The sequence below is a fragment of the Streptomyces sp. NPDC008139 genome (genome assembly GCF_042957025.1).
In the GTDB taxonomy this organism is placed as follows: domain Bacteria; phylum Actinomycetota; class Actinomycetes; order Streptomycetales; family Streptomycetaceae; genus Actinacidiphila.
The window spans coordinates 197,813-220,465 of the sequence record NZ_JBIBHM010000009.1; the positions used below are offsets into that span (position 1 = coordinate 197,813).

Here is a 22,653-nt window from a genome sequence, read left to right on the forward strand (position 1 = left end):
CTCTCGCGTGAGTGTGCTCGACGAGATCATCGACGGAGTCCGCGCTGACCTCGCCGAGCGGCAGGCCCGCGTCACCCTCGACGAACTCAAGGAGCGGGCCACCAAGGCGCGTGACGCCAAGGACGGGGTGGCCGCTCTGCGCGGCGACAGCGTCAAGGTGATCTGCGAGGTCAAGCGGTCCAGCCCCTCCAAGGGCGCGCTGGCCGCCATCGCCGACCCCGCGGGGCTCGCCGCCGACTACGAGGCGGGCGGCGCCGCCGTCATCAGCGTCCTCACCGAGGAGCGGAAGTTCGGCGGCTCTCTCGCCGACCTCGAAGCGGTCCGCGCCAAGGTCGACATCCCGGTCCTGCGCAAGGACTTCATCGTCACCGCGTACCAGCTCTGGGAGGCCCGCGCCTACGGTGCCGACCTCGCCCTGCTGATCGTCTCCGCGCTCGACCAGGACGCCCTCGTCTCGCTCGTCGAGCGCGCCCAGTCGATCGGCCTCACCCCGATCGTCGAGGTGCACGACGAGGAGGAGGTCGAGCGGGCGGTGGACGCCGGGGCGAAGATCATCGGGGTCAACGCGCGTAATCTCAAGACCCTTGAGGTCGACCGCGGGAACTTCGCCCGTGTCGCGCCCGAGATTCCCGACCACATCGTGAAGATCGCCGAGTCCGGGGTCCGTGGTCCCCACGACCTGATCGCCTACGCCAATGACGGCGCCGACGCCGTGCTCGTCGGCGAGTCGCTCGTCACCGGCAAGGATCCGCGTGCCGCGGTCGCCGATCTCGTGGCTGCCGGCGCCCACCCCGCCCTCCGCTTCGGCCGCTAACCCCCTCCGGGGGAGGGTCCCTTAGGCACGACGGTGCCCCGTCAGGGCGCGCGGCCCGCGCTTTGCGGGGCGGTTCTTTGCGAGGGACGTGCCCCGTTAGGGGGCGCGGGGGACTGCGCGCTCAGCCGCGATGCTTCCGTAGGTCACCGCCCGCCCCGGCGGGGTAGTTCGGTGGTGTCCGGACCCCCGGCCGGTGGTGGGTTGCTCGCGCAGTTCCTCGCGCCCCTGACGGGGCGACCGTCTTTCGTCCGGGCGGTGAGCCGATCTTTGAGGGGCGCGGGGGACTGCGCGCTCAGCCGCGATGCTTCCGTAGGTCACCGCCCGCCCCGGTGGGGTAGTTCGGTGGTGTCCGGACCCCCGGCCGGTGGTGGGTTGCTCGCGCAGTTCCTCGCGCCCCGGAAAAAACAAGGCCCCGCGCGAAGGCGCCGCGCGGGACCGCGCCCTCAAAGCAAGGCCCTGTGTTGGCCGAACGCACCCGGGGGCCGGGCACTGGGAGGGGGGACCTGCCCGGAGGGCTAGACTCGGGCGCATGTCCCTTGCCGCGCGTCTCGCCCCCGGTTGCCGCCCACGCGGCTGCCGCGCGCCGGCGCGCAAGGTGCTGGGGCGCCGGGTGCGGTATGTGATCGGGTGCGAGCCCGGCCAGGTGAACGGCAGGCGATGGCGCCGCGGCTGAGCCGCGAGCAGAGCCACGTACGCACGACGCGGACACGCGTACGCGTCCCCCCTTTCACCCGCGCCTGACGGCGCACAGCCAGGGATACCCCATGTCAGAAACGCACGACTTCTTCCATCCGGATCCGGACGGATCCGTCCCCACCCCCGCGGGCTACTTCGGCGCGTTCGGCGGCAAGTTCATCCCGGAGGCGCTGGTCGCCGCCGTGGACGAGGTGGCCGTCGAGTACGAGAAGGCGAAGACCGACCCCGCCTTCGCGGCCGAGCTGAACGACCTGATGGCCAACTACGCGGGCCGCCCGAGCGCCCTCACGGAGGTCCCCCGGTTCGCCGAGCAGGCGGGCGGGGCGCGGGTCTTCCTCAAGCGGGAGGACCTGAACCACACCGGCTCGCACAAGATCAACAACGTGCTGGGCCAGACGCTGCTGACCAAGCGGATGGGCAAGACCCGCGTGATCGCGGAGACCGGCGCGGGCCAGCACGGCGTCGCCACCGCGACCGCCTGCGCGCTGTTCGGCCTCGACTGCACGATCTACATGGGCGAGATCGACACCCAGCGCCAGGCGCTCAACGTCGCGCGGATGCGGATGCTCGGCGCCGAGGTGGTCTCGGTGACCTCCGGCAGCCGGACGCTGAAGGACGCCATCAACGAGGCGTTCCGCGACTGGGTCGCCAACGTGGACCGCACGCACTACCTGTTCGGCACGGTCGCGGGACCGCACCCCTTCCCCGCGCTGGTCCGCGACTTCCACCGGGTGATCGGCGTCGAGGCGCGCCGCCAGCTCCTGGAGCGCACCGGCCGGCTGCCGGACGCGGCCGTCGCCTGCGTCGGCGGCGGCTCCAACGCCATGGGCCTCTTCCACGCCTTCCTGCCCGACACCGGGGTCCGGCTGGTCGGCTGCGAGCCCGCGGGCCACGGCGTGGCCACCGGGGAGCACGCGGCCACCCTCACCGAGGGCGAGCCGGGCATCCTGCACGGCTCGCGCTCCTACGTCCTCCAGGACGACGAGGGCCAGATCACCGAGCCGTACTCGATCTCGGCGGGCCTGGACTACCCCGGCGTCGGCCCCGAGCACTCGTACCTCAAGGACATCGGCCGCGCCGAATACCGCGCGGTCACCGACGACGAGGCGATGCAGGCCCTGCGGCTGCTGTCCCGTACCGAGGGCATCATCCCCGCCATCGAGAGCGCGCACGCCCTGGCCGGGGCCCTGGAGATCGGCCGCGAGCTGGGCCCCGAGGGCCTGGTGCTGGTGAACCTCTCCGGCCGCGGCGACAAGGACATGGACACGGCGGCCCGCTACTTCGGGCTGTACGACGCGACCGCCGAGGTCGACGAGGACAACGAGGTGGCGGTCAAGTGAGCGGGAACGTAGAGCTGTTGGACCGGGCACTGGCCGACGCCAAGGCCGAGGGGCGGGCGGCGCTCGTGGCGTATCTGCCCGCCGGTTTCCCGACCGTGGACGGCGGGATCGAGGCCGTGAAGGCGGCCTTCGAGGGCGGCGCGGACATCGTCGAGGTCGGGCTGCCGCACAGCGACCCGGTGCTGGACGGGCCGGTCATCCAGACCGCCGACGACATCGCGCTCAACAAGAACCACGTGCGGATCGCCGACGTGCTGCGCACCGTACGCGAGGCGCACCAGGCCACCGGCAAGCCGGTGCTGGTCATGACGTACTGGAACCCGGTGGACCGCTACGGCGCCGAGCGGTTCGCGACCGAGCTGGCCGAGGCGGGCGGCGCGGGCTGCATCCTGCCCGACCTGCCGGTCGAGGAGTCCGAGGGATGGCGGAAGGCGGCCGAGCAGCAGGGCCTGGCCACCGTCTTCGTCGTCGCCCCTTCCAGCCGTGACGAGCGGCTGGCGAAGATCACCGCGGCGGGCAGCGGCTTCGTCTACGCGGCCTCCCTGATGGGTGTCACCGGCACGCGGGAGAGCGTCGGCGAGCAGGCGTCCGACCTCGTCCGCCGCACCCGCGCCACCACGAACCTGCCGGTCTGCGTGGGCCTGGGCGTGTCGAACGCGGTGCAGGCCGCCGAGGTCGCGGCCTTCGCCGACGGTGTGATCGTCGGATCGGCCTTCGTCAAGCGCATCCTCGACGCGGACGGCGACCTGCCCGCGGCCCTCACTGCCGTACGGGAACTGGCGGCGGAACTGGCCGCGGGCGTCCGCAAGCGCGGCTGACGGCACCGGCCGCGACCGTACGAAAGGAACCGGCCGCGCCCCGTACGACCGGCCCCGGCGTAACACGATGGGGCGAATCGCGGTGCGGGAAGGCGCTGAAGTGCCCTCCCGCACCGTTGGTCAGGGATGTGAGCCAGAAGAACCGAGACGGAAAGCGCAGCGCCCGCGAGGCCCTGTACGAACAGCGTGAAAAAGAGAAGGCCAGCGCCCGACGCAGGCGCACCATGGTGGTCGCGGGCGCGGTGGTCGCCGTGCTGGCCATCGCCGCCGTGATCGGGGTGGTGGTCGCCGACCACAAGGACAGCGGCGGCGGCTCCACCCCGGCCGCCGCGCCCAAGGGCGCCATCGGCAAGGACAATCTCGTCATCCCCGTCGGCGCCGCCGACGCGCCCTCGGTGCTGACGATCTACGAGGACTTCCGCTGCCCGGCGTGCGACGCCTTCGAGAAGTCGTTCACCCCGACCATCCACAGCCTTGAGGACAGCGGGCAGATCCGCACCGAATACCACCTGGTGACGCTCATCGACGGCAATCTCGGCGGCTCCGGCTCGCTGAACGCCGCCAATGCCGCCGCCTGCGCCCAGGACGCGGGCAAATTCCGCGCCTACCACGATGTGCTGTACGACAATCAGCCGGAGGAGCAGAGCGACACCTTCTCCGACAAGAACCACCTGCTCGACCTGGCGGGCAAGGTCAGCGGTCTGAAGACGCCGACCTTCACCGCGTGCGTCAACGGCGGCACCCACAACAGCTGGGTGAAGGCGTCCAACAGCGCCTTCGGGAAGTCCGGCTACAACTCCACGCCGACGATCCTGCTCAACGGCAAGAGCGTCTACGGGAGCGGCAGCAATCTCACGCCCGACTCGCTGAAGCAGATGGTCACGGACGCCAACAAGGGCAAAAAGGCGGGTGCGGTGACCACCGCTCCGGCCTCCTGAGAGGCCCGCTGAGGGGCCTGCCGAGGCTTGATTCCGGGACTTTCGGCGTCCGCGGGGATTCCCCCGGAGGGGCCGGAGGAGTCCCGGCCGTTATCCATACGTAGCCGGGCGGGTTGCCGCACTTCCCGCCCGGCAAGGTAGCGTCGGTCATTGCCATGGAACTCGCATTCATCCCCAGCCCGTCGCACGGAGTCGTCCACCTCGGACCCATTCCGCTGCGCGGCTACGCGTTCTGCATCATCATCGGTGTCTTCGTAGCCGTATGGCTCGGCGGCAAGCGCTGGATCGCCCGCGGCGGCCGGGCGGGCACGGTCGCGGACATCGCCGTGTGGGCGGTGCCCTTCGGCCTGGTCGGCGGCCGGCTGTACCACGTGATCACCGATTACGAGCTGTACTTCACCAGCGGCAAGGACTGGGTCGACGCCTTCAAGATCTGGCAGGGCGGCCTGGGGATCTGGGGTGCCATCGCCTTCGGCGCGCTCGGCGCCTGGATCGCCTGCCGCCGCCGGGGGATCGCGCTGCCGGTCTACGCCGACGCCATCGCGCCGGGCATCGCCTTCGCACAGGCGATCGGCCGTTGGGGCAACTGGTTCAACCAGGAGCTGTACGGCGGCCCGACCACGCTGCCCTGGGGCCTGAAGATCGACCCCGCGCACCGGCCGGAGAGCACGCCGGACATCGCCACGTACCACCCGACGTTCCTGTACGAGTCCCTGTGGTGCGTCGGCGTCGCCCTGCTGGTCATCTGGGCCGACCGCCGCTTCAAGCTCGGCCACGGGCGGGCCTTCGCCCTCTACGTCGCCGCGTACACGGTGGGCCGCGCCTGGGTCGAGCACATGCGCGTGGACTACGCCCACCACATCCTCGGCATGCGGCTCAACGACTGGACCGCGATCGTCGTCTTCATCGGCGCCGTCGTGTACCTCGTCGTCGTCGGCCGCAAGCGGCCCGGCCGCGAGGAGAACATCGAGCCTCTCGCCCCCGGTGAGGGCCCCGACGACGCCTCGCCGTCGTCGTCCGACCCGGACGCGGACGACGCGATCGACTCCTCCTCCGCCGAGGACGAGGCTTCCGTCGGTTCCGTCGACCCGAAGCGAGCCTCCGAGGCGCTCTGACCTCGCGCCCCTGAGAAGCGCGTCACGCGTAGTGGCGGCGTACCCTCTTCGGGAGGAGAAAGGGCAGGTCAGGGCAGGCTTTCCTTGCTGGCGGCGAGTTGCATTCGAGCGTACGGTCGAATGCGACTGGTGGTCGTGCGGCCTCGCGGGAGGCTGCCTGGGGAGGGGTGGGGACGGATGTCAACGGCTGTCGAGGAGACGACGGCGGCGCCGTATCACGTACCGCACCACTCGCACCGTGATGTGAGCGGTGGCTGGCTGCGCCCGGCGGTGTTCGGGGCGATGGACGGCCTGGTGTCGAACCTGGCGCTGATGACGGGAGTGGCGGGCGGCGACGTCTCGTCGCGGACCATCGTGGTGACCGGGCTCGCGGGCCTGGCGGCGGGCGCCTTCTCGATGGCGGCGGGGGAGTACACGTCGGTGGCCTCCCAGCGGGAGCTGGTCGAGGCCGAGCTGGAGATCGAGCGGATCGAGCTGCGCCGCCACCCGGAGGCGGAGCTGCGGGAACTGGCCGAGCTGTACGTGTCGCGCGGTGTGGAGCCGAAGCTCGCCCGCGAGGTGGCCAGGCAGCTCTCCGTCGACCCGGAGCGGGCGCTGGAGATTCACGCCCGCGAGGAACTGGGCGTGGACCCGACCGACCTGCCGTCGCCGCTGGTCGCGGCGGCCTCCTCCTTCGTCGCCTTCGCGCTGGGCGCCCTGCTGCCCGTACTGCCGTATCTGCTGGGCGGCCACTCGCTGTGGCCCGCGGCCGTCCTCGCGCTGGCCGGGCTCTTCGGCTGTGGTGCGGCCGTGGCCCGGGTGACCGCGCGTTCCTGGTGGTACAGCGGGGTTCGGCAGCTGCTGTTGGGCGCGGCGGCCGGCGGGGTTACCTTCGTATTGGGCGCGCTCATCGGCACAGCGGTCGGCTGACCACTCCGAACGGTCTGAACGGCCGACCGGTGCGGTCGGCCCACTGGTCCGATCGGGTGATCGGCGATGTGCCGTGCGCCCGCTCCACCGGACTCGGGAAACCCACAGGAAACCAGCGGCCACAAGCCTCATGTTTCCCCGTCGTTTCAGTAGCCGTCGCACGGGGCATTACCCGGTGGCGCACCGGCAGAAAGCGGCCCGGTAGCGCGCTGGACCCGGCCGGAAAACCTCCGACACGGCGCTGGCCTGATCTGTTCGTTCCACCACCCATCATGTCCACATGCTGGAACTGAGTATCCGCTTCTCGAACACTCGTCCATCATGTAACCTGCACGAAATCGCAGAGGGCCAACGTCGTCCCTGTTGCGCATGCCTGGGAACAGGCAATGCATACAAGCCAAAGACGACGACGGGAGAGCCATGCGTTCGCGTTCCGCGTTCATGGACGGGCGCCCCGCCCCGCAGGGGATGTACGACCCCCGCAACGAGCACGACGCCTGTGGCGTCGGTTTCGTGGCCACCCTCACCGGCGAGGCGAGCCATGGGCTCGTGGAGCAGGCGCTGACCGTTCTGCGCAATCTGGAGCACCGTGGTGCCACCGGCGCCGAGCCCGACTCGGGTGACGGCGCGGGCATCCTCCTCCAGATCCCGGACGCCTTCCTGCGCGAGGCCGCCGGCTTCGCGCTGCCCGACCAGGGCCACTACGCGGTCGGCCTCGCCTTCCTCCCGGTCGAGACCGAGGACCGCGCCAAGGCCGTCGACGCCATCGAGCGGATCGCCGCAGAAGAGGGCCTGACCGTACTCGGTTGGCGCGAGGTCCCGGTCGCCCCCGAGCTGCTGGGCACCACCTCCCGCTCGACCATGCCGTACTTCTCGCAGCTCTTCGTCGCCGACAGCACCGGTGCCGCCTCCGGCATCGACCTCGACCGGCCCGCCTTCGTCCTGCGCAAGCGCGCCGAGCGCGAGGCCGACGTGTACTTCCCGTCGCTGTCCGCACGGACGATCGTGTACAAGGGCATGCTGACCACGGGGCAGCTCGAACCGTTCTTCCCCGACCTGTCCGACCCGCGGTTCGCCACCGCCATCGCGCTGGTCCACTCGCGCTTCTCCACCAACACCTTCCCGAGCTGGCCGCTCGCCCACCCGTACCGCTTCGTCGCGCACAACGGTGAGATCAACACCGTCAAGGGCAACAGGAACTGGATGCGGGCCCGCGAGTCGCAGCTCGCCAGCGACCTCTTCGGCCCGGCGGGCGGCGGCCAGGGCGGCGACCTGGAGCGGATCTTCCCGATCTGTACGCCCGGCGCCTCCGACACCGCGTCCTTCGACGAGGTGCTGGAACTGCTGCACCTCGGCGGCCGGTCGCTGCCGCACAGCGTGCTGATGATGATCCCCGAGGCGTGGGAGAACCACGAGTCGATGGACCCGGCGCGGCACGCCTTCTACCAGTACCACTCCACGCTGATGGAGCCCTGGGACGGCCCGGCCTGCGTCACCTTCACCGACGGCTCCGTCGTCGGCGCGGTCCTGGACCGCAACGGACTGCGCCCCGGCCGCTACTGGGTCACCGACGACGGCCTGGTCGTGCTCGCCTCCGAGTCCGGCGTCCTGGACATCGCCCCGGAGAAGGTGATCCGCAAGGGCCGCCTCCAGCCCGGCCGGATGTTCCTGGTCGACACCGTCCAGCACCGGATCGTCGAGGACGACGAGATCAAGGCGGGCATCGCCGCGGAGAACCCGTACGCCGACTGGCTGGAAGCCGGGCTGATCAACCTCTCCGACCTGCCCGAGCGCGAGCACATCGTGCACACCCACGCCTCGGTCACCCGCCGCCAGCAGACCTTCGGCTACACCGAGGAAGAGCTGCGGATCATCCTCGCGCCGATGGCCAGGACCGGCGGCGAACCGCTCGGCTCGATGGGCACCGACTCGCCGATCGCGGCGCTCTCCGAGCGCCCCCGGCTGCTCTTCGACTACTTCACCCAGCTCTTCGCGCAGGTCACCAACCCGCCGCTGGACGCCATCCGCGAGGAACTGGTCACCTCGCTGATCTCCACCATCGGCCCGTCGGGCAACCTGCTGGAGCCCAGCCCGGCCTCCTGTCGCAACATCACCCTGCCGTTCCCGGTGATCGACAACGACGAGCTGGCCAAGCTCATCCACGTCAACGCCGACGGCGACCTGCCCGGGCTCAAGGGCGCCACCCTGTCCGGCCTCTACCGGGTCACCGGCGGCGGCCAGGCGCTGGCCTCCCGGCTCGCCGAGATCTGCGCCGAGGCCGACGCCGCCATAGAGGACGGCGCCCGCCTGATCGTGCTCTCCGACCGGCACTCCGACGCCGAGCACGCGCCGATCCCGTCGCTGCTGCTCACCTCCGCCGTGCACCACCACCTGATCCGCACCAAGCAGCGCACCCAAGTCGGCCTCCTCGTCGAGGCGGGCGACGTGCGCGAGGTGCACCACGTGGCGCTGCTCATCGGCTACGGCGCCGCGGCCGTCAACCCCTACCTGGCCATGGAGTCCGTGGAGGACCTGGTCAGGGCGGGCACCTTCCTGCCCGGTGTCGAGGTCGAGACCGCGCTGAAGAACCTGATCAAGGCGCTCGGCAAGGGCGTGCTGAAGGTCATGTCCAAGATGGGCATCTCCACCGTCGCCTCCTACCGCGGCGCGCAGGTCTTCGAGGCGGTCGGCCTGGAGTCCGACTTCGTCGACAGCTACTTCCACGGCACCGACACCAAGATCGGCGGCGCGGGCATCGACGTCGTCGCGCAGGAGGTCGCCGCCCGGCACGCCAAGGCGTACCCGCTGTCCGGCATCGCCGCCGCGCACCGCAGGCTCGACATCGGCGGCGAGTACCAGTGGCGCCGCGAGGGCGAACCGCACCTGTTCGACCCCGACACCGTCTTCCGGCTCCAGCACGCCACCCGCACCCGGCGCTACGACATCTTCAAGCAGTACACGCAGCGGGTGAACGAGCAGTCCGAGCGGCTGATGACGCTGCGCGGCCTGTTCGGGCTGAAGAACGACCGCGGCCCGGTCCCGATCGACGAGGTCGAGCCGGTCTCCGAGATCGTCAAGCGCTTCTCCACCGGCGCCATGTCGTACGGCTCGATCTCGCGCGAGGCGCACGAGACGCTGGCCATCGCCATGAACCAGCTCGGCGGCAAGTCCAACACCGGTGAGGGCGGCGAGGACGCCGACCGGCTGTACGACCCGGCCCGGCGCAGCGCCATCAAGCAGGTCGCCTCCGGCCGCTTCGGCGTGACGTCGGAGTACCTGGTCAACGCCGACGACATCCAGATCAAGATGGCCCAGGGCGCCAAGCCCGGCGAGGGCGGTCAGCTCCCCGGCCACAAGGTCTACCCGTGGATCGCCGGCACCCGGCACTCCACCGCGGGCGTCGGCCTGATCTCCCCGCCGCCGCACCACGACATCTACTCCATCGAGGACCTCGCCCAGCTCATCCACGACCTGAAGAACGCCAATCCCAAGGCGCGCGTTCACGTCAAGCTGGTCTCCGAGGTCGGCGTCGGCACCGTCGCGGCCGGTGTGTCCAAGGCCCACGCGGACGTCGTCCTGATCTCGGGACACGACGGCGGTACGGGCGCCTCGCCGCTCACCTCGCTCAAGCACGCGGGCGGCCCCTGGGAGCTGGGCCTGGCCGAGACCCAGCAGACGCTGCTGCTCAACGGCTTGCGGGACCGCATCGTCGTGCAGACCGACGGCCAGCTCAAGACCGGCCGGGACGTCGTCATCGCCGCGCTGCTCGGGGCCGAGGAGTTCGGCTTCGCGACCGCGCCGCTGGTGGTCTCCGGCTGCGTCATGATGCGCGTCTGCCACCTCGACACCTGTCCGGTCGGCGTCGCCACCCAGAACCCGGTGCTGCGCGACCGCTTCACCGGCAAGCCCGAATTCGTCGTGAACTTCTTCGAGTTCATCGCGGAGGAGGTCCGCGAGATCCTCGCCGAGCTGGGCTTCCGCTCCATCGAGGAAGCCGTCGGCCACGCCGAGCTGATCGACGCCGACCACGCCGTGGAGCACTGGAAGGCGCAGGGCCTCGACCTCGCCCCGCTGCTGTACGTGCCGGAGCTGCCCGAGGGCGCGGTGCTGCACCGTACCGTCGAGCAGGACCACGGCCTGGACCGCGCCCTGGACAACGAGCTGATCCGGCTCGCCGCCGAGGCGCTGGAGTCCGGCGCCCCGGTCCGCGCGCAGGTGCCGATCCGCAACGTCAACCGCACGGTCGGCACCATGCTCGGCCACGAGGTGACCAAGAAGTACGGCGGCGCGGGCCTGCCCGACGACACCATCGACGTCACCTTCACCGGCTCCGCCGGCCAGTCCTTCGGCGCGTTCCTGCCCCGGGGCGTCACCCTGCGGCTCGAAGGCGACGCCAACGACTACGTCGGCAAGGGCCTGTCCGGCGGCCGGGTCATCGTCCGCCCCGACCGCGGCGCCGACCACCTCGCCGAGTACTCCACCATCGCGGGCAACACCATCGCGTACGGCGCGACCAGCGGCGAGCTGTTCCTGCGCGGCCGTACCGGCGAGCGGTTCTGCGTCCGCAACTCCGGCGCGACCGTCGTCTCCGAAGGCGTCGGCGACCACGGCTGCGAGTACATGACCGGCGGCCGGGCCGTCGTCCTCGGCGCCACCGGGCGCAACTTCGCGGCCGGTATGTCCGGCGGCATCGCCTACGTCCTCGACCTCGACCCCGGCGCCGTCAACTTCGGGATGGTCGGCGTCGAGTCGCTGGACGCGGGCGACATCACGTGGCTGCACGATGTCGTGCGCCGCCACTTCGAGGAGACCGGCTCCACCGTCGCCGAGCGGCTGCTCGCCGACTGGGGCGGCGCCCTCACCCGCTTCGGCAAGGTCATGCCGAGGGACTACAAGGCAGTGCTCGCCGCCAAGAACGCCGCCGAGCAGGCCGGACTCTCCGAGTCCGAGACCACCGCGAAGATGATGGAGGCGGCAAATGGCTGACCCCAAGGGCTTCCTCACCACCCCGCGTGAGACCGCTCCGACCCGCCCGGTCGAGGAGCGCAGGCAGGACTGGAAAGAGGTCTACGTCCCCGGCGGCCTGCTGCCGATCATCAGCAAGCAGGCCGGACGCTGCATGGACTGCGGCATCCCGTTCTGTCACAACGGCTGTCCGCTGGGGAATCTGATCCCCGAGTGGAACGACTACGCCTACCGCGAGGACTGGACCGAGGCCAGCGAGCGGCTGCACGCCACCAACAACTTCCCGGAGTTCACCGGGCGGCTGTGCCCCGCGCCGTGCGAGTCGGCCTGCGTGCTGGGCATCAACCAGCCCGCCGTCACCATCAAGAACGTCGAAGTCACCATCATCGACAAGGCGTGGGACAACGGCGACGTCACCCCGCAGCCGCCGGACCGGCTGTCCGGCAAGACCGTCGCGGTGATCGGCTCGGGCCCCGCGGGCCTGGCCGCCGCCCAGCAGCTCACCCGCGCCGGGCACACCGTCGCGGTCTACGAGCGCGCCGACCGGATCGGCGGACTGCTGCGCTACGGCATCCCCGAGTTCAAGATGGAGAAGCGGCACATCAACCGGCGCATCGAGCAGATGCGCGCCGAGGGCACCAAATTCCGCACCGGAGTGCAGATCGGCGTCGACCTCGACGCGGCCAAGCTCGCCAAGCGGTACGACGCGGTGGTCATCGCGGCCGGCGCCACCGTCTCCCGCGACCTGCCCGCACCCGGCCGTGAGCTGGGCGGCATCCACTTCGCGATGGAGTACCTGCCGCTGGCCAACAAGGTGCAGGAGGGCGACTTCGTCTCCCCGCCGATCACCGCGCAGGGCAAGCACGTCGTCGTCATCGGCGGCGGCGACACCGGCGCGGACTGCGTCGGCACCGCCCACCGGCAGGGCGCGGCCTCGGTCACGCAGCTCGAGATCATGCCGCGGCCGTCCGACGACCGGCCCGCAGGCCAGCCGTGGCCGACGATGCCCGCCGTCTACAAGGTGACCTCGGCGCACGAGGAGGGCGGCGAGCGGGTCTACGCCGTCAACACCATGAAGTTCGAGGGCGACGAGAACGGCAACGTCAAGGCGCTGCACCTGGTCGAGGTGGCCTTCGAGGACGGGAAGTTCGTCCCGCAGGAGGGCACCGAGCGGGTCATCCCCGCCGAGCTGGTCACCCTCGCGATGGGCTTCACCGGCACCGACCAGTCCAACGGCCTGGTCGACCAGCTCGGTCTCGCGCTGGACGCCCGCGGCAACATCGCCCGCGACGCCTCGTACGCGACCAACGTCGACGGTGTCTTCGTCGCCGGTGACGCCGGGCGCGGCCAGTCGCTCATCGTCTGGGCCATCGCCGAGGGCCGCTCCGCCGCGAAGGCCGTCGACTCCTACCTCACCGGTCTGGCCTCGGCCCTGCACGCCCCCATCCGCCCGACCGACCGGCCCCTCATGGTCTGACGTCGCGTCCGGACGGTCCCGACTGTCCCACCCCGCTCCGCACAATGGCGTGCGGAGCGCGCAACACCGCAGCGCCCGCCACTCCCCGACCAAGGAGGCGGGCGTTGTGCTTTTCCCCTCGCGGGGGGCGGTGCCGCGTTCTTTGGGCCACGAACCCGCCGTGCGAACAGCGCGCCCCCGGCAGGGTCACGTGTCGACGTCCAGCTCCGTCTTGCACAGGGCGCACCGGGCGCGCAGGCGCCCCCGGCAGGGGACGCGGATGCGCTGGAAGCAGGTGGGGCACGGGAAGGAGACCCGTACCGTGCCGGAGGGCGCGGCCTCGAACGTGTAGTCCGGGCCGGACGCCAGCGCGCGGCGGTCCTTGGCGTACCGGCGGCGGGCCGCCCAGCCCGACGCGGCCAGGGGAGCGCGGCGCCCGTCCTGCTGGGCGCGGGCCAGCCCCGCGCGGTACGCGTCGCGGGCCTGGGCGCTGCGGAACCACGGCTCGATGTCGTCGCCGAAGGCCGCCGCGCGCATGGCCAGCACGTAGCCGAACTCCTCCGGCGTGAGATAGCCGAGCTTGTACGCCGACATCATCAGCCGCTCGCCGCGGATGGCGGCCTCCTCGCGGTACGCGTCCAGCAGCAGCCAGCCCGCGCCCAGATACGCGGTGGCGGTGTCGGTCAGAATCTCGTTGTCCCGGGTGCCGGGGAACTCCAGACCGAGCCGGTGCAGGTAGACGTGCATGACCTCGTGGGCGAGCGCCGCCCCGACATCGCGCCGGTCGGTCCTGAACCGCGAGTGCAGCTCGATGAAGTACTCGGGCCCCGCGGCCAGCTCCACATTGCCCGCGTGCACCATGTCGCGGAAGCTCACGACCATCCGGGCGTCCGGCAGCCGGAAGTGCTGCACCATGACGCGGGCCACCCGCTGCGCGCCCAGATACAGCTCCTCGTCCGCGGGGAAGTCCACCAGTTCGGGATGGACGCTGGTGGCGAATCTGGCCACCCCGTCGCCCGACAGCCGCCGGTAGAGCGCGGTGAGCGCGGACCGCACCGTGTCGATGTGCGGGAAACCGTGCACGATGGCCCCGCCACCGGCCGTCGACGACGCGCCGGGTCCAGCCTGCTCGGCCATGAACACCTCCCCGTACCCACCGAGCCTACGCGTCGGCCCGCGCCGTTGTCGCCGCCATCGGCGGCCTCGGCGTCCCGCGACGGCGGCCTCGCGGGGGTACCAGGTGACGGAGCCGCCGACGTGCGGCAGCATGTGCGACATGCCTGCTCTGACCCGCGCCGAGGCCGAGACCCGCGCCAGCGATCTGACCGTCCGCCACTACGCGATCGACCTCGATCTCACCCGAGGGGAGGACGTCTTCGGCTCGACCTCGGTGATCACCTTCACCGCCGACCGCGCATGCGACACCTTCGCGGAACTCAAGCCCGCCGCATTGCGCCGCGTCGTGCTCGACGGCACGGAACTCGACCCGGCCACGCTGGACGACAACCGCCTCCCGCTGCCCGGCCTCGCCGCCGGGGACCACGAACTGCGGGTCGAGGCCGACATGCGGTACTCGCACACCGGCGAGGGCATGCACCGCTTCACCGACCCCGCCGACGGGGAGACGTACGTCTACACCCAGCTCTTCATGGAGGACGTGCAGCGCGTCGCCGCCGCCTTCGACCAGCCGGACCTCAAGGCCGTGTTCGAGGTCACGGTGACCGCGCCGCCGCAGTGGACGGTCCTCGGCAACGCGCTCTCCACCCGTACCGGCGAGACGCCCGCGGGCGACGGGCGCTGGACGATGGCCGCGACCCCGCCGATCTCGACGTATCTGCTCGCCGTCGCCGCCGGACCCTGGCACTCGGTACGCACCGAGCACGCCGGGCTGCCCTTCGGTCTGCACTGCCGCCGCTCGCTCGCCCCGCACCTGGACCGGGACGCCGACGAACTGTTCGACATCACCCGCCGCTGCTTCGACCGCTACCACGAGCTGTTCGCGGAGCCGTACCCCTTCGACTCCTACGACCAGGCGTTCGTCCCCGAGTTCAACGCGGGCGCGATGGAGAACCCCGGACTGGTCACCTTCCGGGACGAGTTCGTCTTCCGCTCGGCCTTCACGCCCACCGAGGCGCAGTTCCGGGCCGTCGTCATCGCGCACGAGATGGCGCACATGTGGTTCGGCGACCTGGTGACGCTGCGCTGGTGGGACGACATCTGGCTGAACGAGTCCTTCGCCGAGTACATGGGCTTCCAAGTCCTGTCGGAGGCCACCGACTTCACCGGCACCTGGACCGACTTCGCGGTCGCCCGCAAGGCGTGGGGCACCGACGCCGACCAGCGGCCCTCCACCCACCCCGTGGCCCCCGACCCCGAGGCCGTCCCCGACACCGCCTCCGCGCTCAACAACTTCGACGGCATCTCGTACGCCAAGGGCGCCTCCGCGCTGCGCCAACTCGTCGCCTGGCTCGGCCAGGAGGACTTCCTCGCCGGGATCAACGAGCACTTCGCCCGGCACCGCTTCGGCAACGCCAACCTCGCCGACTTCATCGACTCGCTGGCCGGCGCCACCGAACGCGACGTGCCCGGCTGGGCCGCCGCCTGGCTGCGCACCAGCGGCGTCGACACGCTCACGCCCGCCACCGTGGCCACCTCCGACAGCGGCTGGCGGCTGGAGATCAGCCACAGCGGAGACCGGCCGCACCGGATCGCCGTCGGACTGTACGACCGGGCCGCCGACGACCCCGCGCGGCTCGTACCGCGCGACCGGCTCACCGTCGACATCGACGCGACCGCCGCGGTCAGCGCGCACGAACTGCCCGGCACCAGGCCCGATGTGGTGCTGCTCAACGACGGCGACCTCTCCTTCGCCAAGGTCCGCTTCGACGAACACACCTGGGAGACGCTGGAGGAGACGCTCAGCGGGCTGCCCGAACCGCTCAGCCGGGCCGTCACCTGGTGCGCGGCCCGCGATCTCGTACGCGACGCGAAGATCGCCCCGCGCGACTATCTGGCCCTGGTCGCACGGCAGTTGCCCGCCGAGACCGACCCGGCGCTGGTCGAGGCCGTCCTCACCTTCGCGCGTACGCAGGTCGCCGACCGCTACCTCGACCCGGCGCTGCGCCCCGACGCCCTCGGCAAGCTCGCCGCCACCAGCCGGGCGCTGCTCGCCGACGGCGGCCCCGGGGTCCGGCTCACCGCCACCCGCACCCTCATCGACAGCGCCGTCACCGCGGGCGAGGCGGCCGTACTGCGAGAGTGGTACGACGACGGCAAGATTCCCGGCGCGGCGGATCTCGACGCCGAGCTGCGCTGGAAGGCGCTGCTGCGGCTCGCCGTCCTCGGGCACGCCACCGCCGCCGACATCGACGCCGAGCTGGCGCGCGACCCCAGCGGCACCGGCCGTGAGGGCGCCGCCCGCTGCCGGGCCGCCCTGCCGGACGAGGCGGCCAAGGAGGCCGCCTGGGCGTCGATGTTCCATGACGACACCCTGTCCAACTACCTCTTCGCGGCCACCGCCCAGGGCTTCTGGCACCCCGAACAGGACGCCCTGCTCAGCCCGTTCGTCCCGCGCTTCTACCCCGACGCCATCGCCGTCACCGGCCGTCGCGGCGCGGCCATCGCCGAGGCCATCAGCCGCTACGGCTTCCCCTCGGAGGTCGTCACCGAATCCGCCCTCGAACTCGGCCGCACCGCCCTCTGCGACCCCACCCTCATCCCCGCCCTCCGCCGCGCCCTCACCGACCGCCTCGACGACCTCTCCCGCGCCGCGCGCATCAGGTCCACCTGGTAGGCCCAGCCCCCTGAGACGGTTCCTTTACCGGCTCCGGTGGGCCGGTCTTCTCAGGGGCGCGGGGAACTGCGCGGCCTCGCGCGCCTGGGTGGTTGCTTTGCCGTGGCCGGTGGGCCGGTCTTTTCAGGGGCGCGGGGAAGTGCGCGGCCTCGCGCGCCTGGGCGGTTGCTTTGCCGGGTGCGGTGGGCCGGTCTTTTCAGGGGCGCGGGGAACTGCGCGCTCAGCCCGCGCGGTGGCGCGGGTGAAGGACCGGCCCCAGTGGGGCAGTTGCTGTGTGTTTTCGGGCTCACAGCCCGGTGGGGGCTGGTCGCGCCCACGCGGCGGCAGCCGCAGATCAAGCACAGCCCCGCGCCCCTAAAAGCAGGCCCTGCGCAAGGTGGACGCGGGGGGCGCCCCTGAGAGCAACGCCCTGCGCAGGGCGAGCGTACGGGGGCGATACCCGTTGGCGTCCGGCGTCGTTGAGTACGGAGAGGTACCGGCGACGACAGGCGGCAACGACTCATGGCGAAGCCACAACTGGCCGGGGGCCGCCAAGGACCCGCAGAACTCGGGCCGTTGCTCGAAACGGCCCGCGCGGCCCTCGCGGAAGGCGCGGCGAACCGCGGCGGCCCCCTGCCCAGCGGCGGCCCTGCCGCGGTGGCGGCGCGGCTGGCTCAGACGGGCCCGCCGCTGCCCCGCACCGGCACCGGAGCGGAAGAAGCCCTGCGCACGCTGGTGCGCGCCGTCGCGGAGGGCGCCGCCGACCCGGCGGAACCGGGCTGCGTCGCGCATCTGCACTGCCCGCCCCTGGCCATGGCCGCGGCGGCGGACTTCGCCGCGTCCGTACTGAACCCGTCCATGGACTCCTGGGACCAGGCCCCCGCCGCCACGGCGTTGGAGGCCCGCGTCACGGCGGCACTCGCGGCCCTGGTGTACCCCGGCCACGACGCTCCCGACGCGCTGGTCACGACCGGCGGCACGGAGTCGAACCAACTCGCGCTGCTGCTGGCCAGGGAGCGGGCGGCACGTGCGGGCCGCCGGCCGGTGCAGGTGGTGTGCGGGTCGAACGCGCACCACAGCGTGGCCCGCGCGACCTGGCTGCTCGGCCTGCCCCGCCCGGTGGTGCTCGCCACACCCGGCGGCGTACTGGACCCGGCGGCCGTGGAATCCGTACTGCGCGGACTGGCGCCGCATGTGCTGCTGGTCGCGACCGCGGGCACCACGGACACCGGTGCGATCGACGCGCTGCCCGCGCTGGCAGCCGCCGCCGCCCGGCACGACGCCGAGATGCACGTGGACGCCGCGTACGGCGGCCCGTTGCTGTTCAGCGACCGCGAAGCGGCCAAGCTCGCGGGCCTCGACCGGGCCGTCTCGGTCACCGTCGACCTGCACAAGCTCGGCTGGCAGCCGGTCGCCGCGGGCCTGCTGGTCGTACCCGACGCCGCCGCGCTGCGCCCGCTCGACCACCGCGCCGACTATCTGAACGCGGCCGACGACACCGAGGCCGGACTGCCCGACCTGCTGGGCCGTTCGCTGCGCACCAGCCGCCGCCCCGACGTCCTGAAGATCGCTGTCACCCTGCGGGCGCTCGGCCGCGAGGGGATGGGGCACCTGGTCGACGCCGTCTGCGCGTCGGCCCGTGAGCTGGCGGAGCGGATCGAACGCCATCCGGAGCTGACGCTGTACGCGCACCCCGCCATCAGCACCGTGCTGTTCCGGCCGCGCGGCGCCACCGACGAGGCGATCGCCGCGCTGCGCCGCCGCCTGCTGTACGACGGCCGGGCCGTGCTGGGCCGCGCCCACGTCGGCGGGCGGCTGTGGCTCAAGGCGACGCTGCTCAACCCGTACCTCACCGCGGCCGACCTCGACGCGCTCGTCGCCCTGGCCGCCGAGCCCACGGAGCCCTCTGAGCCCACGGAGCCTGCTGAGCCCACGGCGCCCGCTGAGCCCACGGAGCCTGCTGAGCCCACGGAGCCTGCTGAGCCCACGGAGCCTGCTGAGCCCACGGAGCCTGCTGAGCCCACGGAGCCTGCTGAGCCCACAGCGCCTGCTGAGCCCACGGAGCCTGCTGAGCCCACGGAGCCTGCTGAGCCCGCTGAGCCCACGGAGTCCGCCGAGCCCACGGCACCCGAGGCCCGCTTGCCGCACCCGACACCTCCCCTGACCACGGAAGGCACCACCCCCCGATGACGCCCTCGCACGACGACGCCTCGCACGAGGCCCGAGGAACGGCGCGACCAGCCGACGCCACGGCGCCCGCGCCGGTCCCCCACCCGACGACGGTTCCCGCACAGGCACAAGGACCCGACCGCGCCCCGGCCCCCGCCGCGCCCCCCGCCGAATCGCAGCCGCCCCCCTTCGACCTGCTCGGCATCGGCATCGGCCCGTTCAACCTCTCGCTCGCCGCCCTCGCCGACAGCGTGCCCGACCTCACCGCCGCCTTCTACGACCAGCGGTCCTCCTTCCAGTGGCACCCCGGTCTGCTGATCGACGGCGCCACCCTCCAAGTCCCCTTCCTGGCCGACCTGGTGACCCTCGCGGACCCCGCGAGCCGCTGGTCCTTCCTGAGCTGGCTCAAGACCCGCGAGCGGCTGTTCCCCTTCTACTTCGCCGAGCGCTTCCATGTGCACCGCGCCGAATACGACGCCTACTGCCGGTGGGCCGCCGAGGGGCTGCCCAGTACGCACTTCGGGCAGCAGGTCGACGCCGTGCGCTGGAACGCGGAGCGCGGCCACTTCGAGGTCGACCACACGCACCTGGACGAGCACGGCGAGGCCGAGGCGCTGGGCCGCACGTACGCCCGGCACCTGGTGGTGGGGATCGGCACGGCCCCTTACGTGCCGGAGCCGCTGCGCCCGCTCGCGCAGGCGCCGACCGTACCCGTCGTGCACTCCGCGGACTACGTCAAGCAGCGCGAACGGCTGCTGGGCGCCGAGCACATCACCGTCGTCGGCTCCGGACAGTCCGGCGCCGAGATCTTCCTCGACCTGCTGCGGGCGCGTCCCGCCGGCCGGGAGCGGCTGACGTGGCTGGCGCGTACGCCCGCCTTCGCGCCGATGGAGTACAGCAAGCTGGGCCTCGAACACTTCACCCCGGACTACACGCGGTACTTCCACGGTCTGCCCGAGCCGGTGCGCGACCGACTGGTGCCGCGGCAGTGGCAGTTGCACAAGGGCATCGACGACGCCACGATCACCGCGATCCACGACGAGCTGTACCGCCGTACGCTCGACGGCGGCTGGCCGGACGCGGTGCTGACGCCCGGCGTCACCGTGCGGACCGCGGGCCGGATCGGCACCCAGAGCATCGAACTGCACCTGGAACACGTCGAACAGGGCACCCGTACCCGGCTGATGACCGACGCGGTGGTGCTGGCGACCGGCTACCGGGAGCGCCCGCTCGACCAGTTGCTCGCGCCGCTCGACCCGTACCTGAAGCGGGACTCCGCGAACCGCCCGCGGATCGACGCGCGGCACCGCCTGGAGCTGGACCGGGCGGTCACGGGCCGGATCTACGTGCAGAACGCGGAGCGGCACAGCCACGGGATCGGCGCGCCCGACCTGGGCCTGGCGGCCTGGCGCTCCGCGGTCATCCTCAACGACCTGACCGGCCTCCTGACCGGCGCGGAGCACTACCCGCTGCCGGCCAGGACGGCCTTCACCACCTTCGGCCTCGACGGCGCCGCCGCCAGCGACGTTCCTACGCGAACAGCGGCACTCCGGCGCGGGTGAGGCGCCACTCGTCGCCGCCGAACGTCGTCGGGTCGATCGTGCCGTGCGCCTGCACCCAGGCGATGATCGTGTTGCGGATCTCGTCCGAGTTGGACCACACCGACTGGGCGGTGGCCACGTGCGGGTAGTTGCTGCCGCCGCCGGAGCGGTAGTTGTTGACCGCGAGCACGAACCGCGCGGCCGGGTCGACCGGCGCGCCGCCGTGCGTGAGGTTGACGATCCGGGAGCCGACCGGCTGCGCGATGTCGATGTCGTACGACACGCCGCTGAGGATGTCGTAGCTGTAGTCGGGGGTGTTGTTGGCGTTGGTGAGCTTGGTGACGTCGACCGGGGCGTCGGGGGCGGTCTGCACGTAGTACGCCGCCGACCACTCCAGGTAGTCCTTGACCTGGGCGCCGGTGAGCAGCTTGGCGTCCAGGGTGTTCTCGTAGACGTACAGCCCCGCCACGTCGCGCAGCGAGACCTGCCCCGCCGGGATCGCGGCGGTGCGGGAGAACGGCGACGCCTCGGAGAGCACCGGCAGGTCGGCGTACGCGGTACCGGCGAGCGCCGCCTTCACCGTGTCGGCCTGCACCAGGTTGAGGAAGTCGATGATCGGCGTGTCCTTGTACGTGGACTCGGCCGCGGACATCGTCGCGGTGCAGGTGCCGATGATCTGGTTGACGTACGCGACGACCTTGTTGTGCTCGTCGCGCACCAGCTTGGCGACGACCGGGTCCTCGGCGACGGTGTTGGCGTTGCGCACCTCGGCCTTGACGGAGGCGACCTCCCACCGGCCGCGGCTGAACTCCAGGTCGATGTCGAAGACGCTCAGCCGCATGCCCCACATCAGGGGCTCGGACAGCACGACGGTCTTGCCGGTCTTCTCGTTGACGACCAGCGTCTGCGGGCGCTCGACGTGGGTGTGGCCGACCAGGATCGCGTCGATGCCGGGCACCTGCTGGGCCACCAGCGAGGAGGCGTTCTCCGGGTACGGGATCGCGTCGCCGTACGAGGTGCTGCCGTCCAGGCCGGAGTGGTCGGTGCAGATCACCACGTCGCAGCCGAGGGCGCGGAGCTTGGGCACGTAGATCTTCGCCTGCTCGACCAGGCCGGGGAAGGCCATCTTGCCCTGCACGTTGGCCTTGTCCCAGATGGCGATGCCGGGGTTGGTCAGGCCGAGGATGCCGACCTTGACCGGGGGGCCGCCCTGGACGCGGATCTCCTTGACCAGGTAGGGCGGGAAGGCGGGCTTGAGGGTCTTGGCGTCCACCGCGTTGGCGGCGAGCAGCGGGAAGTCGCACTGGTCCTGGAAGGCGCGCAGCAGCGGGATGCCGTAGTTGAACTCGTGGTTGCCGAGCGCCGCAGCGTCGTACTTCATGTGGTTCATGGCCAGCGCCATCGGGTGCTTGGGACCGCGGCGGGCGCCGGTGATCGGCTCGACCCGCGCGTAGTAGTACGAGAGCTGCGTGCCCTGGATGATGTCGCCCGCGTCGATCAGCAGCGTGCGGTCGTGGCCCTTCTCGGCGCGGGCGTGCGCGACGAGGGTGGAGACCTTGGCGAGGCCGATGTCGTTGTGGGTCGCGTCGTCGTACTCGGCGTTCGTGAAGTAGTCCCAGTTCAGGGCGTGTCCGTGCAGGTCGGTGGTGCCCAGCACCCGCAGGCTGAACGTCTTGGGCTTCCCGTGGCCGTGCCCGTGGCGCCGGTCGGCGGCCTCCGCGGGGCTCGCCCCCACGACCGCCCCGGCGGTGCCCGCGAGCGCCACGCCCGCCCCCGTGGCGGCCGAGCGGTTGATGAAGTCCCTGCGGTTGAGCGCCATCTGTCGTCTCCTCGTTCCCGTCTGCTCCCGGTGCGGGAACAACGCGCGTAGATTCTGCACCGCCCGCCCCACCCGGCGACACCCCCCACACGTAACCGGAAGATGTCCCGCGAGTGACACGCACGGTGTGCCCGACGCGCGATTCCGGGCGCGTAAGACGTGCTCAGCGGGTGCGGGGGTGACAGGAGTGCTCATCGGAGCGGGGGACCGCACACTTCGACACTTGTCAACAAGCGTTAATCCAGACGTCGTTGGGCAGTTGCCGTGAGCGTGTTCCCTACCAATGAGTAGGTCATACTCT

13 protein-coding genes and 1 pseudogene are annotated in these 22,653 nt (G+C 71.7%); 12 read left to right on the top strand and 2 right to left on the bottom strand.

Annotated elements, in window-relative coordinates; all coding sequences use genetic code 11:
- Positions 1 to 7: 7 nt before the first annotated feature.
- The 9 genes from trpC (at position 8) to ACFZBB_RS20945 (ending at position 13,072) form a co-directional block, all read left to right on the top strand.
- Positions 8 to 814, top strand: coding sequence for an indole-3-glycerol phosphate synthase TrpC (gene trpC, locus ACFZBB_RS20905; protein ID WP_355334006.1), 807 nt, complete (start codon positions 8 to 10; stop codon positions 812 to 814).
- A 529-nt stretch (positions 815 to 1,343) separates the two neighbouring features.
- The gene (gene trpM / locus ACFZBB_RS20910; RefSeq protein ID WP_391044025.1) at positions 1,344 to 1,487 is read left to right on the top strand and encodes a tryptophan biosynthesis modulator TrpM; all 144 of its coding nucleotides are present in this window, start codon (positions 1,344 to 1,346) and stop codon (positions 1,485 to 1,487) included.
- Positions 1,488 to 1,578: 91 nt separating this feature from the next.
- Positions 1,579 to 2,850: a tryptophan synthase subunit beta gene (gene trpB / locus ACFZBB_RS20915; protein WP_355334003.1), complete on the top strand. Its 1,272-nt coding sequence runs from the start codon at positions 1,579 to 1,581 to the stop codon at positions 2,848 to 2,850.
- Complete coding sequence (trpA, locus tag ACFZBB_RS20920; protein ID WP_391124341.1) at positions 2,847 to 3,668, top strand: tryptophan synthase subunit alpha; 822 nt, start codon at positions 2,847 to 2,849, stop codon at positions 3,666 to 3,668. The genes trpB and trpA overlap by 4 nt, the downstream gene beginning before the upstream one ends.
- 128 nt (positions 3,669 to 3,796) lie before the next feature.
- On the top strand, positions 3,797 to 4,606 hold the full coding sequence (locus tag ACFZBB_RS20925) for a thioredoxin domain-containing protein (RefSeq protein WP_391124344.1): 810 nt from the start codon (positions 3,797 to 3,799) through the stop codon (positions 4,604 to 4,606).
- Between the two features lie 155 nt (positions 4,607 to 4,761).
- The gene (gene lgt, locus ACFZBB_RS20930; RefSeq protein WP_391124348.1) at positions 4,762 to 5,721 is read left to right on the top strand and encodes a prolipoprotein diacylglyceryl transferase; all 960 of its coding nucleotides are present in this window, start codon (positions 4,762 to 4,764) and stop codon (positions 5,719 to 5,721) included.
- 177 nt (positions 5,722 to 5,898) lie between these two features.
- Positions 5,899 to 6,630, top strand: coding sequence for a VIT1/CCC1 transporter family protein (locus ACFZBB_RS20935; protein WP_391124351.1), 732 nt, complete (start codon positions 5,899 to 5,901; stop codon positions 6,628 to 6,630).
- A 420-nt stretch (positions 6,631 to 7,050) separates the two neighbouring features.
- Entirely contained in the window at positions 7,051 to 11,616 is a 4,566-nt protein-coding gene (gltB, locus tag ACFZBB_RS20940) for a glutamate synthase large subunit (RefSeq protein WP_391124353.1), read from the top strand.
- Entirely contained in the window at positions 11,609 to 13,072 is a 1,464-nt protein-coding gene (locus ACFZBB_RS20945) for a glutamate synthase small subunit (RefSeq protein ID WP_391124355.1), read from the top strand. The genes gltB and ACFZBB_RS20945 overlap by 8 nt, the downstream gene beginning before the upstream one ends.
- A 186-nt stretch (positions 13,073 to 13,258) precedes the next feature.
- Here ACFZBB_RS20945 and ACFZBB_RS20950 read toward each other — a convergent pair whose 3' ends face one another.
- Entirely contained in the window at positions 13,259 to 14,188 is a 930-nt protein-coding gene (locus ACFZBB_RS20950) for a hypothetical protein (RefSeq protein ID WP_391124358.1), read from the bottom strand.
- A 139-nt stretch (positions 14,189 to 14,327) separates the two neighbouring features.
- Here ACFZBB_RS20950 and pepN point away from each other — a divergent pair, with 139 nt between their 5' ends.
- From pepN to ACFZBB_RS20965, 3 genes and pseudogenes are all read left to right on the top strand, one after another.
- Complete coding sequence (gene pepN, locus ACFZBB_RS20955; protein ID WP_391124360.1) at positions 14,328 to 16,844, top strand: aminopeptidase N; 2,517 nt, start codon at positions 14,328 to 14,330, stop codon at positions 16,842 to 16,844.
- A 501-nt stretch (positions 16,845 to 17,345) separates the two neighbouring features.
- Positions 17,346 to 18,713, top strand: a pseudogene (locus ACFZBB_RS20960) (pyridoxal phosphate-dependent decarboxylase family protein); the annotation flags it as partial.
- 296 nt (positions 18,714 to 19,009) lie between these two features.
- The gene (locus ACFZBB_RS20965; protein WP_391124363.1) at positions 19,010 to 20,554 is read left to right on the top strand and encodes a SidA/IucD/PvdA family monooxygenase; all 1,545 of its coding nucleotides are present in this window, start codon (positions 19,010 to 19,012) and stop codon (positions 20,552 to 20,554) included.
- Here the strand turns inward: ACFZBB_RS20965 and ACFZBB_RS20970 are convergent.
- The gene (locus ACFZBB_RS20970; protein WP_391124366.1) at positions 20,523 to 22,352 is read right to left on the bottom strand and encodes a 5'-nucleotidase C-terminal domain-containing protein; all 1,830 of its coding nucleotides are present in this window, start codon (positions 22,350 to 22,352) and stop codon (positions 20,523 to 20,525) included. The two genes, ACFZBB_RS20965 and ACFZBB_RS20970, sit on opposite strands and share 32 nt — an antisense overlap.
- Between the last annotated feature and the right edge of the window lie 301 nt (positions 22,353 to 22,653).